15 protein-coding genes and 1 CRISPR repeat array are annotated in these 15,873 nt (G+C 39.4%); of the genes, 3 read left to right on the top strand and 12 right to left on the bottom strand.

What is annotated here, in order from left to right; genetic code table 11:
• Positions 1 to 50 precede the first annotated feature (50 nt).
• Both hpnH and iscB read left to right on the top strand, forming a co-directional pair.
• Positions 51 to 1,073 carry an adenosyl-hopene transferase HpnH gene (hpnH, locus tag G4P69_RS11245; protein ID WP_208344883.1) on the top strand — a complete coding sequence of 341 codons (1,023 nt, stop codon included), beginning with the start codon at positions 51 to 53 and terminating at the stop codon, positions 1,071 to 1,073.
• Between the two features lie 377 nt (positions 1,074 to 1,450).
• On the top strand, positions 1,451 to 2,785 hold the full coding sequence (gene iscB / locus G4P69_RS11240; protein WP_208344882.1) for an RNA-guided endonuclease IscB: 1,335 nt from the start codon (positions 1,451 to 1,453) through the stop codon (positions 2,783 to 2,785).
• A 112-nt stretch (positions 2,786 to 2,897) separates the two neighbouring features.
• On the opposite strand, the gene ytaF is transcribed toward iscB, so the two are convergent.
• From ytaF to G4P69_RS11210, 6 genes are all read right to left on the bottom strand, one after another.
• Positions 2,898 to 3,548 carry a sporulation membrane protein YtaF gene (gene ytaF / locus G4P69_RS11235; protein WP_208349814.1) on the bottom strand — a complete coding sequence of 217 codons (651 nt, stop codon included), beginning with the start codon at positions 3,546 to 3,548 and terminating at the stop codon, positions 2,898 to 2,900.
• A 161-nt stretch (positions 3,549 to 3,709) separates the two neighbouring features.
• On the bottom strand, positions 3,710 to 4,909 hold the full coding sequence (gene hpnI / locus G4P69_RS11230) for a bacteriohopanetetrol glucosamine biosynthesis glycosyltransferase HpnI (protein ID WP_208344880.1): 1,200 nt from the start codon (positions 4,907 to 4,909) through the stop codon (positions 3,710 to 3,712).
• A 213-nt stretch (positions 4,910 to 5,122) separates the two neighbouring features.
• Entirely contained in the window at positions 5,123 to 5,671 is a 549-nt protein-coding gene (locus G4P69_RS11225; protein ID WP_208344879.1) for a hypothetical protein, read from the bottom strand.
• Between the two features lie 218 nt (positions 5,672 to 5,889).
• Entirely contained in the window at positions 5,890 to 7,434 is a 1,545-nt protein-coding gene (locus G4P69_RS11220) for a zinc ribbon domain-containing protein (protein ID WP_208349811.1), read from the bottom strand.
• A 44-nt stretch (positions 7,435 to 7,478) separates the two neighbouring features.
• A complete protein-coding gene (locus G4P69_RS11215) occupies positions 7,479 to 8,120 on the bottom strand; it encodes an IS607 family transposase (protein WP_208349808.1) in 642 nt (213 codons plus the stop codon).
• Between the two features lie 155 nt (positions 8,121 to 8,275).
• On the bottom strand, positions 8,276 to 8,551 hold the full coding sequence (locus G4P69_RS11210) for a hypothetical protein (protein ID WP_208349805.1): 276 nt from the start codon (positions 8,549 to 8,551) through the stop codon (positions 8,276 to 8,278).
• Positions 8,552 to 9,188: 637 nt separating this feature from the next.
• Here G4P69_RS11210 and G4P69_RS11205 point away from each other — a divergent pair.
• A complete protein-coding gene (locus G4P69_RS11205; protein WP_208349802.1) occupies positions 9,189 to 9,503 on the top strand; it encodes a hypothetical protein in 315 nt (104 codons plus the stop codon).
• A gap of 46 nt (positions 9,504 to 9,549) precedes the next feature.
• Here G4P69_RS11205 and G4P69_RS11200 read toward each other — a convergent pair whose 3' ends face one another.
• The 6 genes from G4P69_RS11200 to G4P69_RS11175 all read right to left on the bottom strand — a co-directional run bounded on the left by G4P69_RS11200 (position 9,550) and on the right by G4P69_RS11175 (position 15,871).
• On the bottom strand, positions 9,550 to 10,089 hold the full coding sequence (locus G4P69_RS11200; RefSeq protein ID WP_208349800.1) for a WcaF family extracellular polysaccharide biosynthesis acetyltransferase: 540 nt from the start codon (positions 10,087 to 10,089) through the stop codon (positions 9,550 to 9,552).
• Between the two features lie 30 nt (positions 10,090 to 10,119).
• Complete coding sequence (locus tag G4P69_RS11195) at positions 10,120 to 10,896, bottom strand: glycosyltransferase family 2 protein (RefSeq protein ID WP_208349799.1); 777 nt, start codon at positions 10,894 to 10,896, stop codon at positions 10,120 to 10,122.
• Positions 10,897 to 11,127: 231 nt separating this feature from the next.
• On the bottom strand, positions 11,128 to 11,343 hold the full coding sequence (locus G4P69_RS11190; protein WP_208349798.1) for a hypothetical protein: 216 nt from the start codon (positions 11,341 to 11,343) through the stop codon (positions 11,128 to 11,130).
• Positions 11,344 to 11,688: 345 nt separating this feature from the next.
• A CRISPR array of direct repeats spans positions 11,689 to 12,736; the repeat unit is 36 nt; unit sequence GTTTCCAACTAATCCGATTTAACCCAATCGGTAGGG.
• Positions 12,737 to 12,954: 218 nt separating this feature from the next.
• Entirely contained in the window at positions 12,955 to 13,230 is a 276-nt protein-coding gene (gene cas2 / locus G4P69_RS11185; protein ID WP_208340386.1) for a CRISPR-associated endonuclease Cas2, read from the bottom strand.
• A gap of 807 nt (positions 13,231 to 14,037) precedes the next feature.
• On the bottom strand, positions 14,038 to 14,676 hold the full coding sequence (locus tag G4P69_RS11180; protein ID WP_208349797.1) for a class I SAM-dependent methyltransferase: 639 nt from the start codon (positions 14,674 to 14,676) through the stop codon (positions 14,038 to 14,040).
• Between the two features lie 16 nt (positions 14,677 to 14,692).
• Positions 14,693 to 15,871, bottom strand: a complete 1,179-nt coding sequence (locus G4P69_RS11175) for a glycosyltransferase (RefSeq protein ID WP_208349795.1) — start codon at positions 15,869 to 15,871, stop codon at positions 14,693 to 14,695.
• Between the last annotated feature and the right edge of the window lie 2 nt (positions 15,872 to 15,873).

Below are 15,873 nucleotides of genomic sequence, written 5' to 3'. Positions count from 1 at the left end.
TCTCACCCATAACTAACAACAACTGATTAAAAGAGGAGTGATAAAAGAGAATGGCAATTCAATTTCAACAAGCTTTAGAAGTCGGGAAATATTTGGTTACGCAGCGTCTTTTGGGACGTAAACGCTTTCCTTTAATCTTGATGTTGGAACCACTATTTCGCTGTAATCTGGCTTGTAATGGTTGTGGAAAAATTCAGCACCCAACAGAAATTCTGAAAAAGAACTTAACACCTGAAGAGTGCTTTGCAGCAGTAGAAGAGTGCGGTGCACCTGTTGTTTCAATTCCTGGAGGAGAACCGCTGCTGCATCCACAAATTGATGAAATTGTTCGGGGATTAGTTAAGCGGAAAAAGATAATTTATCTATGTACGAATGGCTTGTTATTAGAAAAAAGTTTAGATAAATTTGAACCTTCTCCTTACCTGACTTTTAACGTCCATTTAGATGGGTGGAGGGAATGGCATGATCAGTGTGTTGATCGTAAAGGTGTCTTTGATATTGCAGTTAAAGCTATTCGTGCTGCTAAAGCTAAAGGTTTTCGTGTTGTTACTAACACCACAGTCTTCCAGGGCGTTGATACGAAAAAAATGCAGGAATTCTTTGACTTCCTCGGAACTCTTAATACAGATGGTATAACAGTTTCCCCTGGTTACAGTTATGAATGGGCACCAGATCAAGACCATTTTTTGAAACGTGAGCAGACACGAGCCCTTTTCCGAGAAATTTTATCACCTTTCAAAGCTGGTAAGAAAAATTGGAACTTCAATCACAGTCCTCTATTTTTAGATTTTCTCACCGGTGAGAAGGATTATGATTGTACACCTTGGGGTAGCCCTAGTTATAGTGTTCTCGGTTGGCAAAAACCCTGTTATTTGCTAAATGAAGGTCATTACGCTACCTTTAAGGAGCTTTTGCAAGATACTGACTGGAGCAAATACGGTCATGCTAGTGGTAACCCCAAATGTGCAGATTGCATGGTTCACTGTGGTTATGAACCAAGTGCAGTAATGGATGCTATGGAACCCCAAAATTGGGCGCGTTCTATGGGAAGTGTGGTGGGACTAGCTAAGTAAATGACTTGTAATAAATAGAATACAGGAGTCAGGAGTCAGGAGTCAGGAGGATGAATTCTGACTCCTGCATTCTGATAAATTTCAAGTGACGACTCCACACACTTCCCCTGCGGGGTAAGTCTGGGCTTCTGAAGAAATTTAGAAGCGCGTCATTAGCTTCAGTAGTCCAATATGCAAGGACTACTACGTTTAAGCAGAATATATAGGTACTCCGGGGTATAGGGTTAGCGACCCGCGTTCTAGCTCCGCGACAATACGGTTAAGATTAAACATTCCTACAGGTAGAGGGGAAGTGTCTTTAACGTAAAACCTGGTTAAACATTGGCAAAGGACACCACCCGCAAGGGTCGAACTCATTACTAGTTCAAACAAAAAACATGCTCGTATTAGTTATCAATAAACACGGACAACCGTTAATGCCAACAACGCCAAGAAAAGCGCGAATTCTTTTACAATCAGGTAAAGCCAAGATTGTAGGAAGAGATCCGTTTACGATTCAGTTGATTTACGGCAGTAGTGGCTACAAGCAACCTATTTCGTTAGGGATCGACGCTGGCTATAAACATGTTGGGTTTAGCGCTATTACAGAAAAAGAGGAGTTGATTGGTGGAGAGGTAGAACTTTTAGACGGGGTGTCAGAGCGCATCACTGAAAAACAGAAATATCGTAGAACCCGTCGCTGCTTGTTACGCCATCGCGCTAAACGGTTTGACAATCGTAAACGTAATGATGGCTGGTTAGCCCCATCAATTCAACACAAACTAGATACCCATTTGCGGTTTGTAGAACGTGTCAAATCTAGGCTACCTATCACCAAGATAACGGTAGAAACAGCAAAGTTTGATATTCAGAAAATCAAAAACCCTGACATTCAAGGGGAAGGATACCAACAAGGAGAACAGCTAGGATACAGAAACTTAACAAACTACATTCGTCATCGCGACGGGTACAAGTGCCAAAACCCTGATTGCAAAAATAATCTGGCTGACAAAGTTCTTCAAGTTCACCATATTGGCTATTGGAAGAATCCCGCAGATAGAAGCAATAGACCCAGCAACTTAATTACTCTTTGTGACAAGTGTCATAGCTCACCCAATCACAAAAAAGGAAAGCTTTTGCACGGATGGCAACCAAAAGTTAAGTCATTTAAAGCAGAAACTTTCATGTCTACGATCTACAAGCGAATACTTGAGGATCTTGGCGCAAAACAAGCTTTCGGCTACGAAACAGACTTTACTCGGGTTGAATTGAAACTCGAAAAAAGTCACCACAATGATGCTTTTATTATTGCTGGAGGTGAGACTCAGCAAAGAATAGAACCTTTGATGATTGAACAAATTCGTCGTCATAAAAGGTCAATGGAACAGTTTTACGACGCTAAATACATCGATAAACGTACAGGAGAAAAAGTTGGTGGTTCTATCTTGAATTCTGGTAGACGTACCCGCAACAAAAACTTAACCGGAGAAAACTTGAGAGTTTATCGGGGATTAAAAGTCTCCAAGGGTCAACGACGCATCAAAAAGCAACGTTACCGTTACAACCCCAATGATTACGTGATGTTTGAAAATAATGTTTATCGAGTCGTTGGAATGCAAAACTTAGGATCTGGCGTTAAGTTAGCCAACTACAAGAGTGTTGCGAATAAGGTTGTTAACGTCAACAAAGTTCAGCCCATTAGAAGGAGAAGTGGTCTATGTGTCCGTGCATAGTTTGGCGATTCTGCCCTCCACCCCTTTCCCTGGTTGAGTAGTAGTCAACTTTGGTCACGGGTGTCTTCCTCACCGCCCGTCATTCATCCCACGCTGATCCGGAGTACCGGATTCAGACGTGGGGCTTCTGTCGGATTAAGCTAAAATATTCATATATTCCAATACATATTATTAAACATCCTGATAAAATTCCTGTGATTTTTCCAGACATTTGGGCTGTGAACCTTGCACCTAAAAAGTATCCAAAAAAGATTGCTGTTATACTAAGTACAAATGTAAGGTAAGTAGTAATAAAAATATTTACACCAGATAGACCTGCTCCTACCCCACCGGCTATATTATTGATTGTTAAAGCGAACGCTAAGGTTAGAGATTCTCTAACATCAATGAGCCGAGATTTATCCAAATCTGCTCTTTCTGGCTCGTTAATAAAGGTTGTGTAGGAAAGTTCGTTAACAGAAGATTTATTTTTTCTTCTCTTTTCTTTTCTTTCTGTTATTATGGCATCCCATATACCCCAGATTCCAATCGCTACCAAAGCACCAGAACCTAAGAGATTAGCTAAATTGTGAGATAAAAATTTAGCTAGAATTGCTCCTATCGACATAGAACAATAGGTGCCTAGGCTGGAGAATATGGCAATAATAAAGTTACCTGATATACCTATTTTTATTCTCTTGACCCCATAGGCAATACCTATAGCAAAGTTATCAACATTGGATGAAAGTGCCAAGAAAACAGAAGATAACAAATGATGCCCCATATAAATCAATCTCGCTCAGTAAAGTGATGCGTGGGAGTTTCTTATTTGTAATAACTACACCCTGAAATAAAAATAGCTATGAGTTGGAAATTGGTAACAGTATTTGCCTGTCCCAAGGAAGAAATTTTTTACTTTTTTAAGTATCAATGATAGAGGAAAAATTATATTGGGACTAATTTCCCTTCTTTAGTCAATCTCAGTCGTCTCCCACGCCACTCAACTGTGGTACCAAAAAATCCATAGCACCAAATTGCAAAGCTGATTAAATCTCTTATAGGAATAAGCCAAAGATATTTTTTAGCAACCGGATCATTGAGAATTTTAACACCAACAACCCAGCCCACTATTAATCGTGCTATCCAAGTTATGATTAGCACAATCCAGCTTAGTATTGATCCACCTGTTGTTATTAGCAATAACAAGCTAGTAACGGTTCCATATGTAAAAATCAGTCCCACGTAACCCCAAGGGCGAGAAACTCGAACACAACGTATCCACCTACTCTGGTGGTTGATAGCATTAATAATTGTGCTCGGTGCTAGTACGTGTTCAACAATATAGTTGGAAAGCAAGACTTTATACCCTGCTTGTGCTGGTAGATAACCGAGTTGATAATCATCTGCTAAATAATCCGCGATCGCGCCAAATCCACCGATCTTCTGAAGCACTTCTTTACGGATCACTATGGTGGAACCAAAAGCAAACTTGATACCTTGCAGTTGGTTACTGACTAAGACGCTTGCATGAAAGTCTGTAGCGGTTCCAATAGCTTCTAAGGTCGTTACCCATCCTTGTGCTATTGTACGGTACAAACAGGTGACGACTCCGACGCTAGAATCGTGTAATGGTTGGACAACTCTTTGTAAGTAATCAGATCCGACTCGAATATCACTATCAGCAATTAGCAAGATTTCATGTTTTGCAGCTTGTATACCATTTTCTAGATTACTCACTTTAAAGTTTGTACCGATGGTGCGATCGCTAACTACTAGGTGAATATCGAGTTTTGGAAATTCCTGTATAATCTGCTTGACTACTGCTATTCCAGGATCTTGAGACTCACGGACGCAAAAGATTATTTGGTAATCTGGGTAATCCTGTCGGCAAAACGATGCTAAATTTTTATAGGTATCGCTGTCTAGGCCACAAATTGGCTTGAGGATGGTGACTGGCGGGTGGAAATCTGGGTTTATAGGATCACAACGGCGAAAGGCGATCGCAGCATAAATTCCGTAGCAGTAGAACAAAACAGCCGATAAGCAAAGAATTAATAATAGAATACCAATGATATTTAGATTCAGAGTTGTTAAAGCAACATGAAAAATATCCGTTAAATAAAACCCTAAGGTTTCATACAACATCTGTGACTCCTTTGTTCCCTGCTGTTAGATTCACAAAGATACATAGTATCGTTCTACACGCCTTGTAAGTCACTTTACGAAACTTTATATAAATAATATTACTCCTACCTACTGTTATGGTTAGCAAGCTGGTGTACTTTGTTCTTTTGCTACACAAATAAAGCCTGCATATGCAGGCTTTATCATTTAGGGTTTCAGAATGAGACAAAGTACTTATTTGATCAGGACTCCTGTAGAGGGGATTTTACTACCATTAGTATCAATACGGGAACCATCAGGATAGTAGAAAGTCTTAGTACCATTACCATGATCTGTACTTACCGCCGGTGGAACTAATTGGCCTGAAGGTGTCTGGACAACGCCATTATGATATACTCGTGAACCATACGGATAAGTCACGTCGCCGCCAATATTATTGATCTCGCTTGTAGAGCCAAAGATTTCAGAACTTGGTGTAGGTCTAGCCCTATAATATCCTCTGGAATCAAGCCCTCTAGAATGGGGTACGGTTCTAATCCCATGACCTGTAGAGTTTAAGACTCTAGCATTGGGTGCAGTGTTAATCGTACTCGGTCTAGCACTAGGTACGCTTTCGTATCCATTGCTAGGTATGATTCTATATTGCGATTGTACTTTCGGCTTATTTTGCGAGTATGTTTGTGAATATGCGGGTGATGCAGTAAACGAAGCTATTAAACAACCGACTCCTAAAACTCCTACTAAACTTTTAAGTATCTTAAGATGCACAACCTTTTTTAACATGATAATTAGCACTTTTTGATATGAGTGCTAGAACTATTGAACAAGTTAACTCTATTATACGAACTGCTTGCACTGTATAGGGGTAAACTAAATCTACTTAAAGCTATGCAATGAAGTAAATTTGTCTTTAATTGCTGCTATCTTCTAACTTGGTCGTGGCTTTTGCACGTTATCAACAATAGGCTTGAGTTTCCCAAATTAGAGCTTAAGCGTACCTACTACCCCTGTAGGTGATATTTCTCTTCACATTGTATGGCAATGGTCTTAAACTTAGAATGTAACCATCCAAGGTCTAACGCTGTCGCCACTGAATGACCAATTGAAGCTAAATATCGAACAGTGCGATCAATTAAGACCGCTTGCACCTCACTCGCTCTCATATAGAGGGTGATTTGCTTATCCTGCCCTCGAAAACGGATATTTATCGCCGCATTCAAATCAGCCTGAATTACGTCCCCTGTGTAGCAGATAAAACGATCCCCTTCCCGACGACCTAAAAGCGTCCCAGTCTGGTGATCAATTTGCGACGTATAAGCTGGATTAACCACTGATATTGTTGATCCAGTCTCCAAAGAGATTTTCTCTAGTGAAGCTTGTAGCTCACCCTTCATCCATTGGTTCAACTTTCGATTGATGCGCTTTGCTTGTTGTTTACCTTTAATGGGTTGAGTGAGGTCTTCGCAGATAATATCGACAGGTGATGAGATATTGCGTCTCAAGTCTCTGCGAATGAAATTCCTTATTGTATCTTTCTCGCGTTGAAGCTTGCGAGATTTGACTTTGTGTCCAAGATTATTTTCTAAAATCCTTGCAGCTTTGACCGGATCGTGTGGCTTAAGATTTTGAGCAAAGCATCGCATCCTGTAACGATTGCGATTAGTGCGAGTGATTCGTTCAGTTTTTTTGGTCATCAGCTTGCCAAGACCCTGTGCGATCACTTGTCCTTCAGAAGTATAAAACCCTTCAGTGTAGCCCTTGTCTAGCCCTAATTTTTGGGTAGGCTTACCTTCAGGAAGAACAAGAGTACGTGTACGAGTGCAATGAACTTCAAGCAAGCCATACTCGTTACGAATCAAGCGAATTTGACCAGTTACAATATAACGAGATCTTAGATTAAGAGCGATTCTTTTGCCAGTTTCTAAGCTTTGAACCTGTAGTTCAATAGAATGGCGATTGATTCTTTTGCAGGTATAAGCTTGTCCTTGGAAAACAACTTGATTTCGTACAAATGTATGCCCTTTCAAGTACTGAGAGCGAAACTTACGATGCAACCACTTGTCGCCAGTTGGGTCATTCCTAAGCAAATCTAGTAATCTGTTGCGTTCTAGTTCTATTTCGCAAGGCGGGAATAATTCTAGCGCTTCTTGTTTCTTAGCTTTTTTATTAGCTGCTAGCCAATCTATTCTTTGCCTTTGGCTAGATTGCATTGGATGCTTTTGCCATATTTGGCGCGATATTGCAGCTTTTGCTGCATCTTGTTGGGCTGATATGGCTTTCATTGTGTCATTGACTGACCACTCCCAAAGCTTAGCTGGTAATCCAATATCAGATGGTTTCATTATTGTTCTGATAATTGGATCAGACTGCTTCCAATGAACGCTCCAGCCTTGCAACGAGCCTAATTTGTTGTACGTTAAAGCTCTTGGGATACCGCACAAGTGCATTATTTTACTTACCTGTGCTTCGTCGGAACAAGAAACAACAGGGATAACTTGTGTGTAGGTTTGTTCAGTTGTCTGTTGTTTCTTGTTCTTTTTTGCCATGTTTTTATCGATCAAATCTATTTTTTATTATATTCTGCATAGATTTAGCTGTCAATATCTATGTTTAAAATATTTTCAGCACACTCGTGCATTGCTTTCATGGCTTTCAAGTTTCTTCTAGAGCGTTTCCCGTATAACCTAGCTGACATGACAGTAATTATCGATAAAACATCGCTTACAATTTCTTGCTCTGGCTCTTGTTCAACCGGCTTATTTAAAATAATTACTTCAGTTCCATTGTTCTCACATAAAGCAAATATTAGTTCAGAACCAAATCTCAATAACCTGTCTTTATCAGTTATGACCAGTCTTTCTACTTCGTTGCGCTGCAACAAATTGATTAGTTTCAACAGACCTCTTTTTTTGTAATTAAGTCCAGAGCCTATATCTTGTAAAGTACAAACTTCTTTGAATCCTTGTTGTTGACAGTAAAGCTCTAGCACTCCTATTTGACGCACTAAATCTTCTTTTTTGTCAAGTGTGCTAACTCTTCCATAGATTACCGTATATCTCAAATTAGGGTTATCTATTTTTAATAAATCGGCTACTTTATAACGACGATGCCCACCTTCTGTCCTTATTGCTTGTATCTTGCCTGCTTTTTCCCATCGACGCAGGGTGTCAATACTGACTCCTTTTAATTTTGCAGCATCGCCAATTTGAAGTAAATCATCTAATCTATGCATAATATATGTTTAAACAAGATATGCATAGATTAGCATAGATTTAAGGCGATCTGTTAAACCGCTCTATAATTAGATGTAAACTTGCTGGTTAATGCAAAAGAAATATCTACATGGATAGTTGTTGTTTTAACGCTGTCAAACCAAGGCAAGGTAGCTCATGGTCTAGAACAGGAAATGGGATCTGGATCAACACCAGGAACCGGTGTTGATATGGGATGACAGTCTATTCTTGAGGAAGGAAGAGATTGCAGATCCTGTATTTTCAATTCGTAGCGTCTTTGTTGTGTATTTAGTTGTTCTTCTTGTTGCTGGATCTGCTGCTTTTGTCGAGAGTTGTCAACTTTTTGATGAGAGTTCGGTGTGACAAAAAGTGGACTAGGCAGAGAGTGAGGGGAAATGTTAATTTGAGCAGTAAAGATTAGGGGCAACATATAGATTTAATTAATACACTAAGCTGATGTGAAGCTATCTTGTGTGAGAGGAAGGCGGAAAATTATTGTACTGCGGGACGGAATGCCCTCGTCTGATATACAAATTGAATACACAGCAACCTATTACATAAATACTAGCAATAACAAGTTGAATGTCTTCTCTGTCAACCGAAGTAGAGGTAAGAACCTAAGGTATCGCAGTCTTACCCTTTCCCGTTAGGAGTTCCCAGCCTTAACCGGGAAGTCGACAGATCTTCAATACATTCGTAGATCTATCTAAAAGTTGATGACTAATTCTATTTAAAGAGTTAAAATTAATACAAATACGAAAAGGCTACACTGACGTATTTTAAAAACAAAAACGTTTACTGGTAATAATTAGCGCTTTTATTACACTTATTACATCGATGTATCTTTAAGGAGTAATTATTGTCTTCATTTCAGTATAAGTACGTTTTCAGTAGTGTTTCTTGCGATCGCTACTTAAAGTATTGATGAATATGCGCAAACTTTTTTAGTTCTTTCCGAAATCGCTGTAATCTACAGTGTAGACACATACATACTAAATTAAATCGAATACCTACTTAAATTTATTTGTAACTTAAAGCACACACTACACAACATCATGAGTAAATTTATGCAAGACCAATTTAAATTCAATACCTCAAGCGTACTTAAGCTAACCTTAGTAACACTGGCACTATCACTCTTGGTAGGAGGGTATGCAAAAGCAAATGCGGAGCCTGCTCAAAAAGATGAGGTTTTGTCGGTTCCACCACAGGAGGCGTTTTATATCCAAGAAAAGACACAGCCAGTTTCTCAAACATCTGATAAAAATACTTTGACTAATAGAGCCGTAATAACACGTGCGTCTAATAACTTGAAAAATGGAAATGGGCAAAATCTTGCTCCTGTAAAAGAATGTGTATCTAGTACAGTACACGGGAAATAAAATGTTATGGAGGGAACAGTCGAGAGTAAAAAATCGATTTAACAGTCTACAACTTTCTTTTCTTGACAGGTTGAGCTGGATTACCTGCATAAATTGTCATAGCTTCTAACGAGCGTCCAGTAACTCCACCTAGCGTCAGCACTGCTCCTGTACCAACAATAACTCCTGGACCGATGATCGATTTAGCTGCGATCCAACTACTTTGTTGAATGTAAATTGGCGCAGGAACTAATTCAAAAGAGGGATGACTCCAATCATGATTTCCGGTGCATAGGTAGACGCCTTGAGATAGGCAAACATGACTTTCGATTGTGACAGTAGCAAGGTTGTCGATCCAAGTATATTCACCAATCCATACATGATCGCCTACAATTAAACGCCAGGGGAACTTCACCCTTACTCCAGGCTTAATACGAACTTTTCGACCGATTTGTGCTCCAAAACAGCGGAGTAACCAAACCTTAAAGGCTGATATAGGAAGTAAATGGCTCTCTACTAAAGGGGATCCTATAAAGTACCACAGAAGTTGTTTCCAGTAAGGCACTCCAGGGCTGTAAGTACCAACAGTATAACTATCTAAACGCATGGGAATAAGGCAGTAGCAAAAAAGTTGATTTTATATGTCCTGTTTCTGGAGTTTTTCGTACTCAACTAAACGAATAGATAGTAGTGTCTCTGCTAATGTGCGTTGGAAAGCATAGTACCAGCCATGCCAACCGTCGAAAATACCTCCTTTAAAGATAAGGCAATAAAAAAAGATAATGAAGGGGGCTAAGATTTTTTGCTTGCGAATGCGATCGCCTAAACTCAGTTCGCTTTTGGGTGTCTCCAGTAGCTTCTTAACTTCCATAACCATATAGTTATCTTGGGAGCCTAACCAACGACTAAGAGGTTTGCGATCGTCGTGATAGATATAGGAAGAAAGTTGAGCAGACTCACCTTGAACCTTTAACAATTGAGTATGCCCATCATCTATATAAATAGCTTTGGCTTTTCTAAAAAGTACCTGACGAGGTGGTAGCAGAGAGCTACGTAATGGTTTGCCAAAGATACAGTATTTGAATCGGACAAAGTAGCCCTCTACAGAAGGGTTTAAAGGTAACTTTTGAATCTCATTGATAAGTTCTTCCGTGAGAATGTAATCGGCATCAAGAGAAAGCACCCAATCAGATGTAATCTTCTCCAAACCATAGTTCCACTGCATTCCATGAGTGTCAAATTTTCTTTGAAATACTTCAACTTGTGGATATAGGCGGAGAATTTCTAAGGTTTTATCGGTACTGTAGCTGTCAATAATAACAATTCTTTTTGCCCAGGTTAAGCTCTCGAGAGTACGAGAAATATTTGAAGCCTCATTAAAAGTGAGGATCAAAGGAGTTATATTTTCTATCATGACAATATTTTGGTTTTGTAACAAACCATCTCAAGATAATCACAATTCATCTCACTTAAATGAGGAAAACATAACACACGTAAACAAATAATGCCGCCCGCAAATTCACGGATACTGCTTATTTTCTAGAACTCCCTATAAGTGAATTTACCGTGGTAATCTGTAATAGAATTTTACTAAACTTCAAAACTGCTGAAGCCAGACGCCTTATCGGGAGAACTCTCGGTTAGCTTATATCTTGCACCTGGAAATTTGAATGTCAATTCCATGACTAAGTGCAATTGGACGTATTCGTTCAAGTTCAAGTAAAAAATAAGACAGAAGTAATTGTGGAAAGAAGGTTTGAAATGCAATTTGTGCTGCTTGTCCCCAATCGGGTAAATCTGTAGTGGCGATCGATAAATAAGCCCAGTGCGCTAAAACATAAGCAATAAATGAAAGTACCAACCGTGGGCAAGAATTGAAACCATTGTTCTTGCTTAATTTATATATGTTTCAACGCCCTTTTTCTCATGTTTTGGTCAACATTTGCAATCCCGTCACCAGCTTTTGTCAACGATCGCATCATTGGCGCAACATATTGTGTCATACCAACATTTGTTAAACATTACGTAATATCACTTTTTTTTAGTCATATACACAACATCTATTTACTTAGATAGCACTTTTCATTCTCCGTAATATTTTTAGCACTCTTGATATGCGTCTCCCGCGTTTATATTGAAGGTGCAAGATATAAGCAATCGGTAGGGTCCACAGCTACTGTATGGCCTGCACTCAGCAACTTAAAAAGTTTCCAACTAATCCGATTTAACCCAATCGGTAGGGTGAGGTTGAATTTAATGAGATTGACTGGGAGCTAAGAGTTTCCAACTAATCCGATTTAACCCAATCGGTAGGGCTTTCTTGCTTGTTTGTTAGGATATCTAACAACCTTTGTTTCCAACTAATCCGATTTAACCCAATCGGTAGGGCTCTACTACTTCTATAGAAGAAGTACGTGAAGTTATCGTTTCCAACTAATCCGATTTAACCCAATCGGTAGGGTCAGTCATCTCAAACGATTGGCTCACCTACCTCTAGTTTCCAACTAATCCGATTTAACCCAATCGGTAGGGTCTTTAAGATTGCCCAACGTCCGTTGACTACAGTATTTGGTTTCCAACTAATCCGATTTAACCCAATCGGTAGGGTGGTAAAGGGGGTGAGGGAGGCAATTCAACTTCTAGTTTCCAACTAATCCGATTTAACCCAATCGGTAGGGTTTCCAGCTTATCTCATTGATTGCAACAATTTATGTATTGTTTCCAACTAATCCGATTTAACCCAATCGGTAGGGTTGGGGTGATTTTAGCGTTTTCGCTAAAGCTTACTCAAGTTTCCAACTAATCCGATTTAACCCAATCGGTAGGGCTTTACTTTGCGAAGGAATGTTCATGGGTTCGTTGGTTTCCAACTAATCCGATTTAACCCAATCGGTAGGGATACCAATTGCACATTTCTCTCGAAAGATAAAAGTGTTTCCAACTAATCCGATTTAACCCAATCGGTAGGGCTCTTATCAAGACACCTGCACAGCTTGCCGGCAGTTTCCAACTAATCCGATTTAACCCAATCGGTAGGGCCGTCTTTCAGGAAAGCTTTTGCGCCCTAGTGATCGTTTCCAACTAATCCGATTTAACCCAATCGGTAGGGTCTATAAAGAACATGAGCAAGTTTATTTGGCGATTAGTGTTTCCAACTAATCCGATTTAACCCAATCGGTAGGGGGCAGTGCATAACGCACAACACGGCGCAGTCTGTGGTTTCCAACTAATCCGATTTAACCCAATCGGTAGGGAGTTCGTCCAGGAGCCCTTACACGGTAAGGGTTTCAGACGACAAATCGACACCATCCTGAAAAACATTATAAACGTTGTGGAAAATCGAGCAACAGACAAGCCTCAAAACCTTACCCTGTAAGCAATCGACACACTCCAACGGAAAATATAGGGTTTCAGCGATTTGGCGGAGTGTGTCGATGACCATGTTACAAAATCTCCTTAATATCTCTAAAATCTAGATCACGTAATACTTTGGCGGTGTCGTTGGTTCTTCACTACCAATAGTTAAGACCCTAGAAACAGCTTCTTGTGAAACCCAGTAAAAGCGGACATTATCCTCAGATGGTTTCACCAATTTCTTCGATTTTTCAAAAAGTTGCCGCATTTCCTCCAAGCTTAAAAAACATTCAAACACAGAAAACTGCACCCTTCGGCCGTAACCCTCTAGAAAGTTGGATAACTTAGTACGTCTTTTATCATCAGGAATATCATACACAACGACCACTAACATGTTTAGCAGTAAGAATTAATACTTCATAAAAGTATAGAATTTTTTACTTTTTAATACAAATTAAGTAATTATACAAAATCTGATTCATTGAAAAATCAAGTTTTCAAAGGGTTTCAGATAGAAACAAAGTCTCTGCTTCTGAGAAACTTTTCCACCACCTGTAAAGGCTAGAAACACCGAAAATCGTGAAAATTTGCGCCGAGTTAACATTTGGTGGCACAACAAAGTAGGCTAGAGTCAATTTTAACTCTAAACCAAATAGTAGTAAATACCCTGGCCTGGGCTGGTCTTATTTAAAACAATCTTCTGACCGGGATAGTAGCATTGCTACTTCACCAATATAGTAACCATCAAAGCCCAGAACCACGCTCCTAAGCAGGCTTAAGAACACTATTGTTAATCCGGTTTTAGCTGCCAGGGTAATTCTATTATAATAGTTTCTCTACATAAGTAACGGGTAGCGCGCTGCCCGTCGGGCGCTCCTAAGATGCACATTTTAGAATGCCTGTATAGCAAGGGTTTTAGAACTCCCGAAAAATGTGCTTCTTTCATATGTTGCTAGCACCATTTTGGCGCTAGTCGGAGGCTGACATCTTGCACCATTCTCAATCAGCCCGATATCCCGCCCAGAACTGAAGTTCTGGGCTAATAGCGCGCATTCCATTGAAATGGACTGAGGTTCTTGAGCAGTCCTCTTGAGAGGACTTTAGCTATCAGACAGCGATTTAAATCGCTGGCTAGCTGACAACCTAGGTGCAAGATATCAGTTAGCAAAGCTCTTCTCCTTTACGAGAAGTTCTTTATACACTATAACTTGTGAACTGAGGCAAGACACAGCATTGATTTCCACAAATAGGGTAATCTACCAGCAAATTTAAAATGAATGTTTGTGTAGTTCTCTGCTTGTAAAAGTTCCTTTAAAGTTTTGACTGAAAAGAATTTAATATGACCTCCATCCCAAAGAACAGTATGATGTCCATCCATTTTTCCTGATAAAGAAAGAATAAGATTTTTGAAATAGCCATGATAAGGCGTAGTAAGAATTAGATGACCTTCTGGTTTTAGACATTTTCGAGCTAATCTGACTAATTCCCTAGGATAGAATAGATGCTCAATAACTTCAACAGCAATAACAACATCAAAAGCCTCTAAAAGGTTTTCCTTGGGTTGATCGTAGATACTAGCCTGGATAAACTGAACTTCAGGAAAGTTCTGACGAGCAATTGCGACTCCTGAAACAGATTCTTCAATACCAACAACCTGATAACCCTGTTGCGAAATTAGATAGCTAAGACTTCCATTACCACATCCCAAGTCTAAAATTCTTGCTCCGGAATGAGCTTGTTCTGCTAACATTGATAGCAATGAGACTGCCAGATAAGAAGAAGTATGGCTTAGAGTATTATCTTGGTATTGGAAATCAGAATTTAGAATATTCGATGTCATTTTTTTCTAACCATTACTATATAGAGCGAATTCTCTTTTCAGAGAGAATCTTGGTGTAGGCATTAATTATATTTTGAGCAATTTTCTCCCAGGTATAATTATTGAAGATGAATTGTCGAGCGCGCTTTCCCATATCTTTTGCTTGTTGAGGATTGCTTAAATACTGAATCAATGCGTTAGCAATTGCATTAGCATCAATATCAACTATATACGCTGCTTGCGCTAGACCTGCTTCAGGAAAATTACAACCAACCGTAATGACACAAGGTAGTTCAGCTGCCATACCTTCTAAAATAGACATACTGAAACCTTCAGAATAATAAGGAGCAACATAGATACTAGCAGCAGCTAGAGCTGCGTATTTTATGGAGCCTGTGAGCATACCTGTAAAAGTGACAGCTTCGCTGCAGTTTACTTTCACAAAGTAGTTTTTAACTGTAGGGAGGAATCCTGTGTTGTCTGGTCCAGCAACAATCAAGTGAGTTTGAGGAAATTGACGGTGTACCCTGGAAAAAGCAGTTGCTAGTAAATCAAGTCCTTTCTTGGGGTGAATTCTTCCTAAGAAGACGATTAGTGTTTTATTTCTAGTATCTGGAAAGCGCTGGTAAAAAAGCTCCAAGTCAGGTGATATTTCAAAGTCACTAGGATGCACTCCATTAGGAATAGCAAATATTGGAGTGTTAAGGTGTAGTGCCTTGATTGACTTAGCTTCAGTAGGAGCAAGTATTAGAGCCCCAGAGTTTTGTAATGCAGGCTTTTCTAGTAAACTAAAGTAAACTTTTTTTTTCCAAGCCTTATAATTCAACGCCCAAGGTTCCAGCATACCGTGAGGATTTATGACATATGGCACTCGACGCAGATGACAAGCCAAATTAGCTATTAAAACCGGATAAGAGAAAATAGCATGGGTATTTACCACGTCGTACTCTGATACGTGTTGAAACAACCAACTCGTTAAAGATATGGTAATCTTGTAATCAAGGAAGTTCCAGTAGGGAAAATATTGAATTCTATAATATTTTTCTGTAATCCATTTACATAGTGGAACATCTAAAGTAGTTGAACCATTAGCGTTGGTAGTTACGATATCGACACTTAAACCTAAAGAACCAGTTGCTTGAGCAAGTTCTATCACAATTTTGGAAGTTCCACCATAAACAGAACCTATTCCAGGAATAATATGTAGTATTTTCATAA

The sequence above is a fragment of the Aetokthonos hydrillicola CCALA 1050 genome, from assembly GCF_017591665.1.
Taxonomy (GTDB): Bacteria; Cyanobacteriota; Cyanobacteriia; order Cyanobacteriales; family Nostocaceae; genus Aetokthonos; species Aetokthonos hydrillicola.
This window is presented reverse-complemented; position numbering and strand designations above follow the sequence as displayed.

Coding starts and splice junctions, on each gene's coding strand:
- hpnH (WP_208344883.1), top strand. CDS start 51: ATGGCAATTCAATTTCAACAAGCTTTAGAAGTCGGGAAATATTTGGTT.
- iscB (WP_208344882.1), top strand. CDS start 1,451: ATGCTCGTATTAGTTATCAATAAACACGGACAACCGTTAATGCCAACA.
- ytaF (WP_208349814.1), bottom strand. CDS start 3,548: ATGGGGCATCATTTGTTATCTTCTGTTTTCTTGGCACTTTCATCCAAT.
- hpnI (WP_208344880.1), bottom strand. CDS start 4,909: ATGTTGTATGAAACCTTAGGGTTTTATTTAACGGATATTTTTCATGTT.
- G4P69_RS11225 (WP_208344879.1), bottom strand. CDS start 5,671: ATGTTAAAAAAGGTTGTGCATCTTAAGATACTTAAAAGTTTAGTAGGA.
- G4P69_RS11220 (WP_208349811.1), bottom strand. CDS start 7,434: ATGGCAAAAAAGAACAAGAAACAACAGACAACTGAACAAACCTACACA.
- G4P69_RS11215 (WP_208349808.1), bottom strand. CDS start 8,120: ATGCATAGATTAGATGATTTACTTCAAATTGGCGATGCTGCAAAATTA.
- G4P69_RS11210 (WP_208349805.1), bottom strand. CDS start 8,551: ATGTTGCCCCTAATCTTTACTGCTCAAATTAACATTTCCCCTCACTCT.
- G4P69_RS11205 (WP_208349802.1), top strand. CDS start 9,189: ATGCAAGACCAATTTAAATTCAATACCTCAAGCGTACTTAAGCTAACC.
- G4P69_RS11200 (WP_208349800.1), bottom strand. CDS start 10,089: ATGCGTTTAGATAGTTATACTGTTGGTACTTACAGCCCTGGAGTGCCT.
- G4P69_RS11195 (WP_208349799.1), bottom strand. CDS start 10,896: ATGATAGAAAATATAACTCCTTTGATCCTCACTTTTAATGAGGCTTCA.
- cas2 (WP_208340386.1), bottom strand. CDS start 13,230: ATGTTAGTGGTCGTTGTGTATGATATTCCTGATGATAAAAGACGTACT.
- G4P69_RS11180 (WP_208349797.1), bottom strand. CDS start 14,676: ATGACATCGAATATTCTAAATTCTGATTTCCAATACCAAGATAATACT.
- G4P69_RS11175 (WP_208349795.1), bottom strand. CDS start 15,871: ATGAAAATACTACATATTATTCCTGGAATAGGTTCTGTTTATGGTGGA.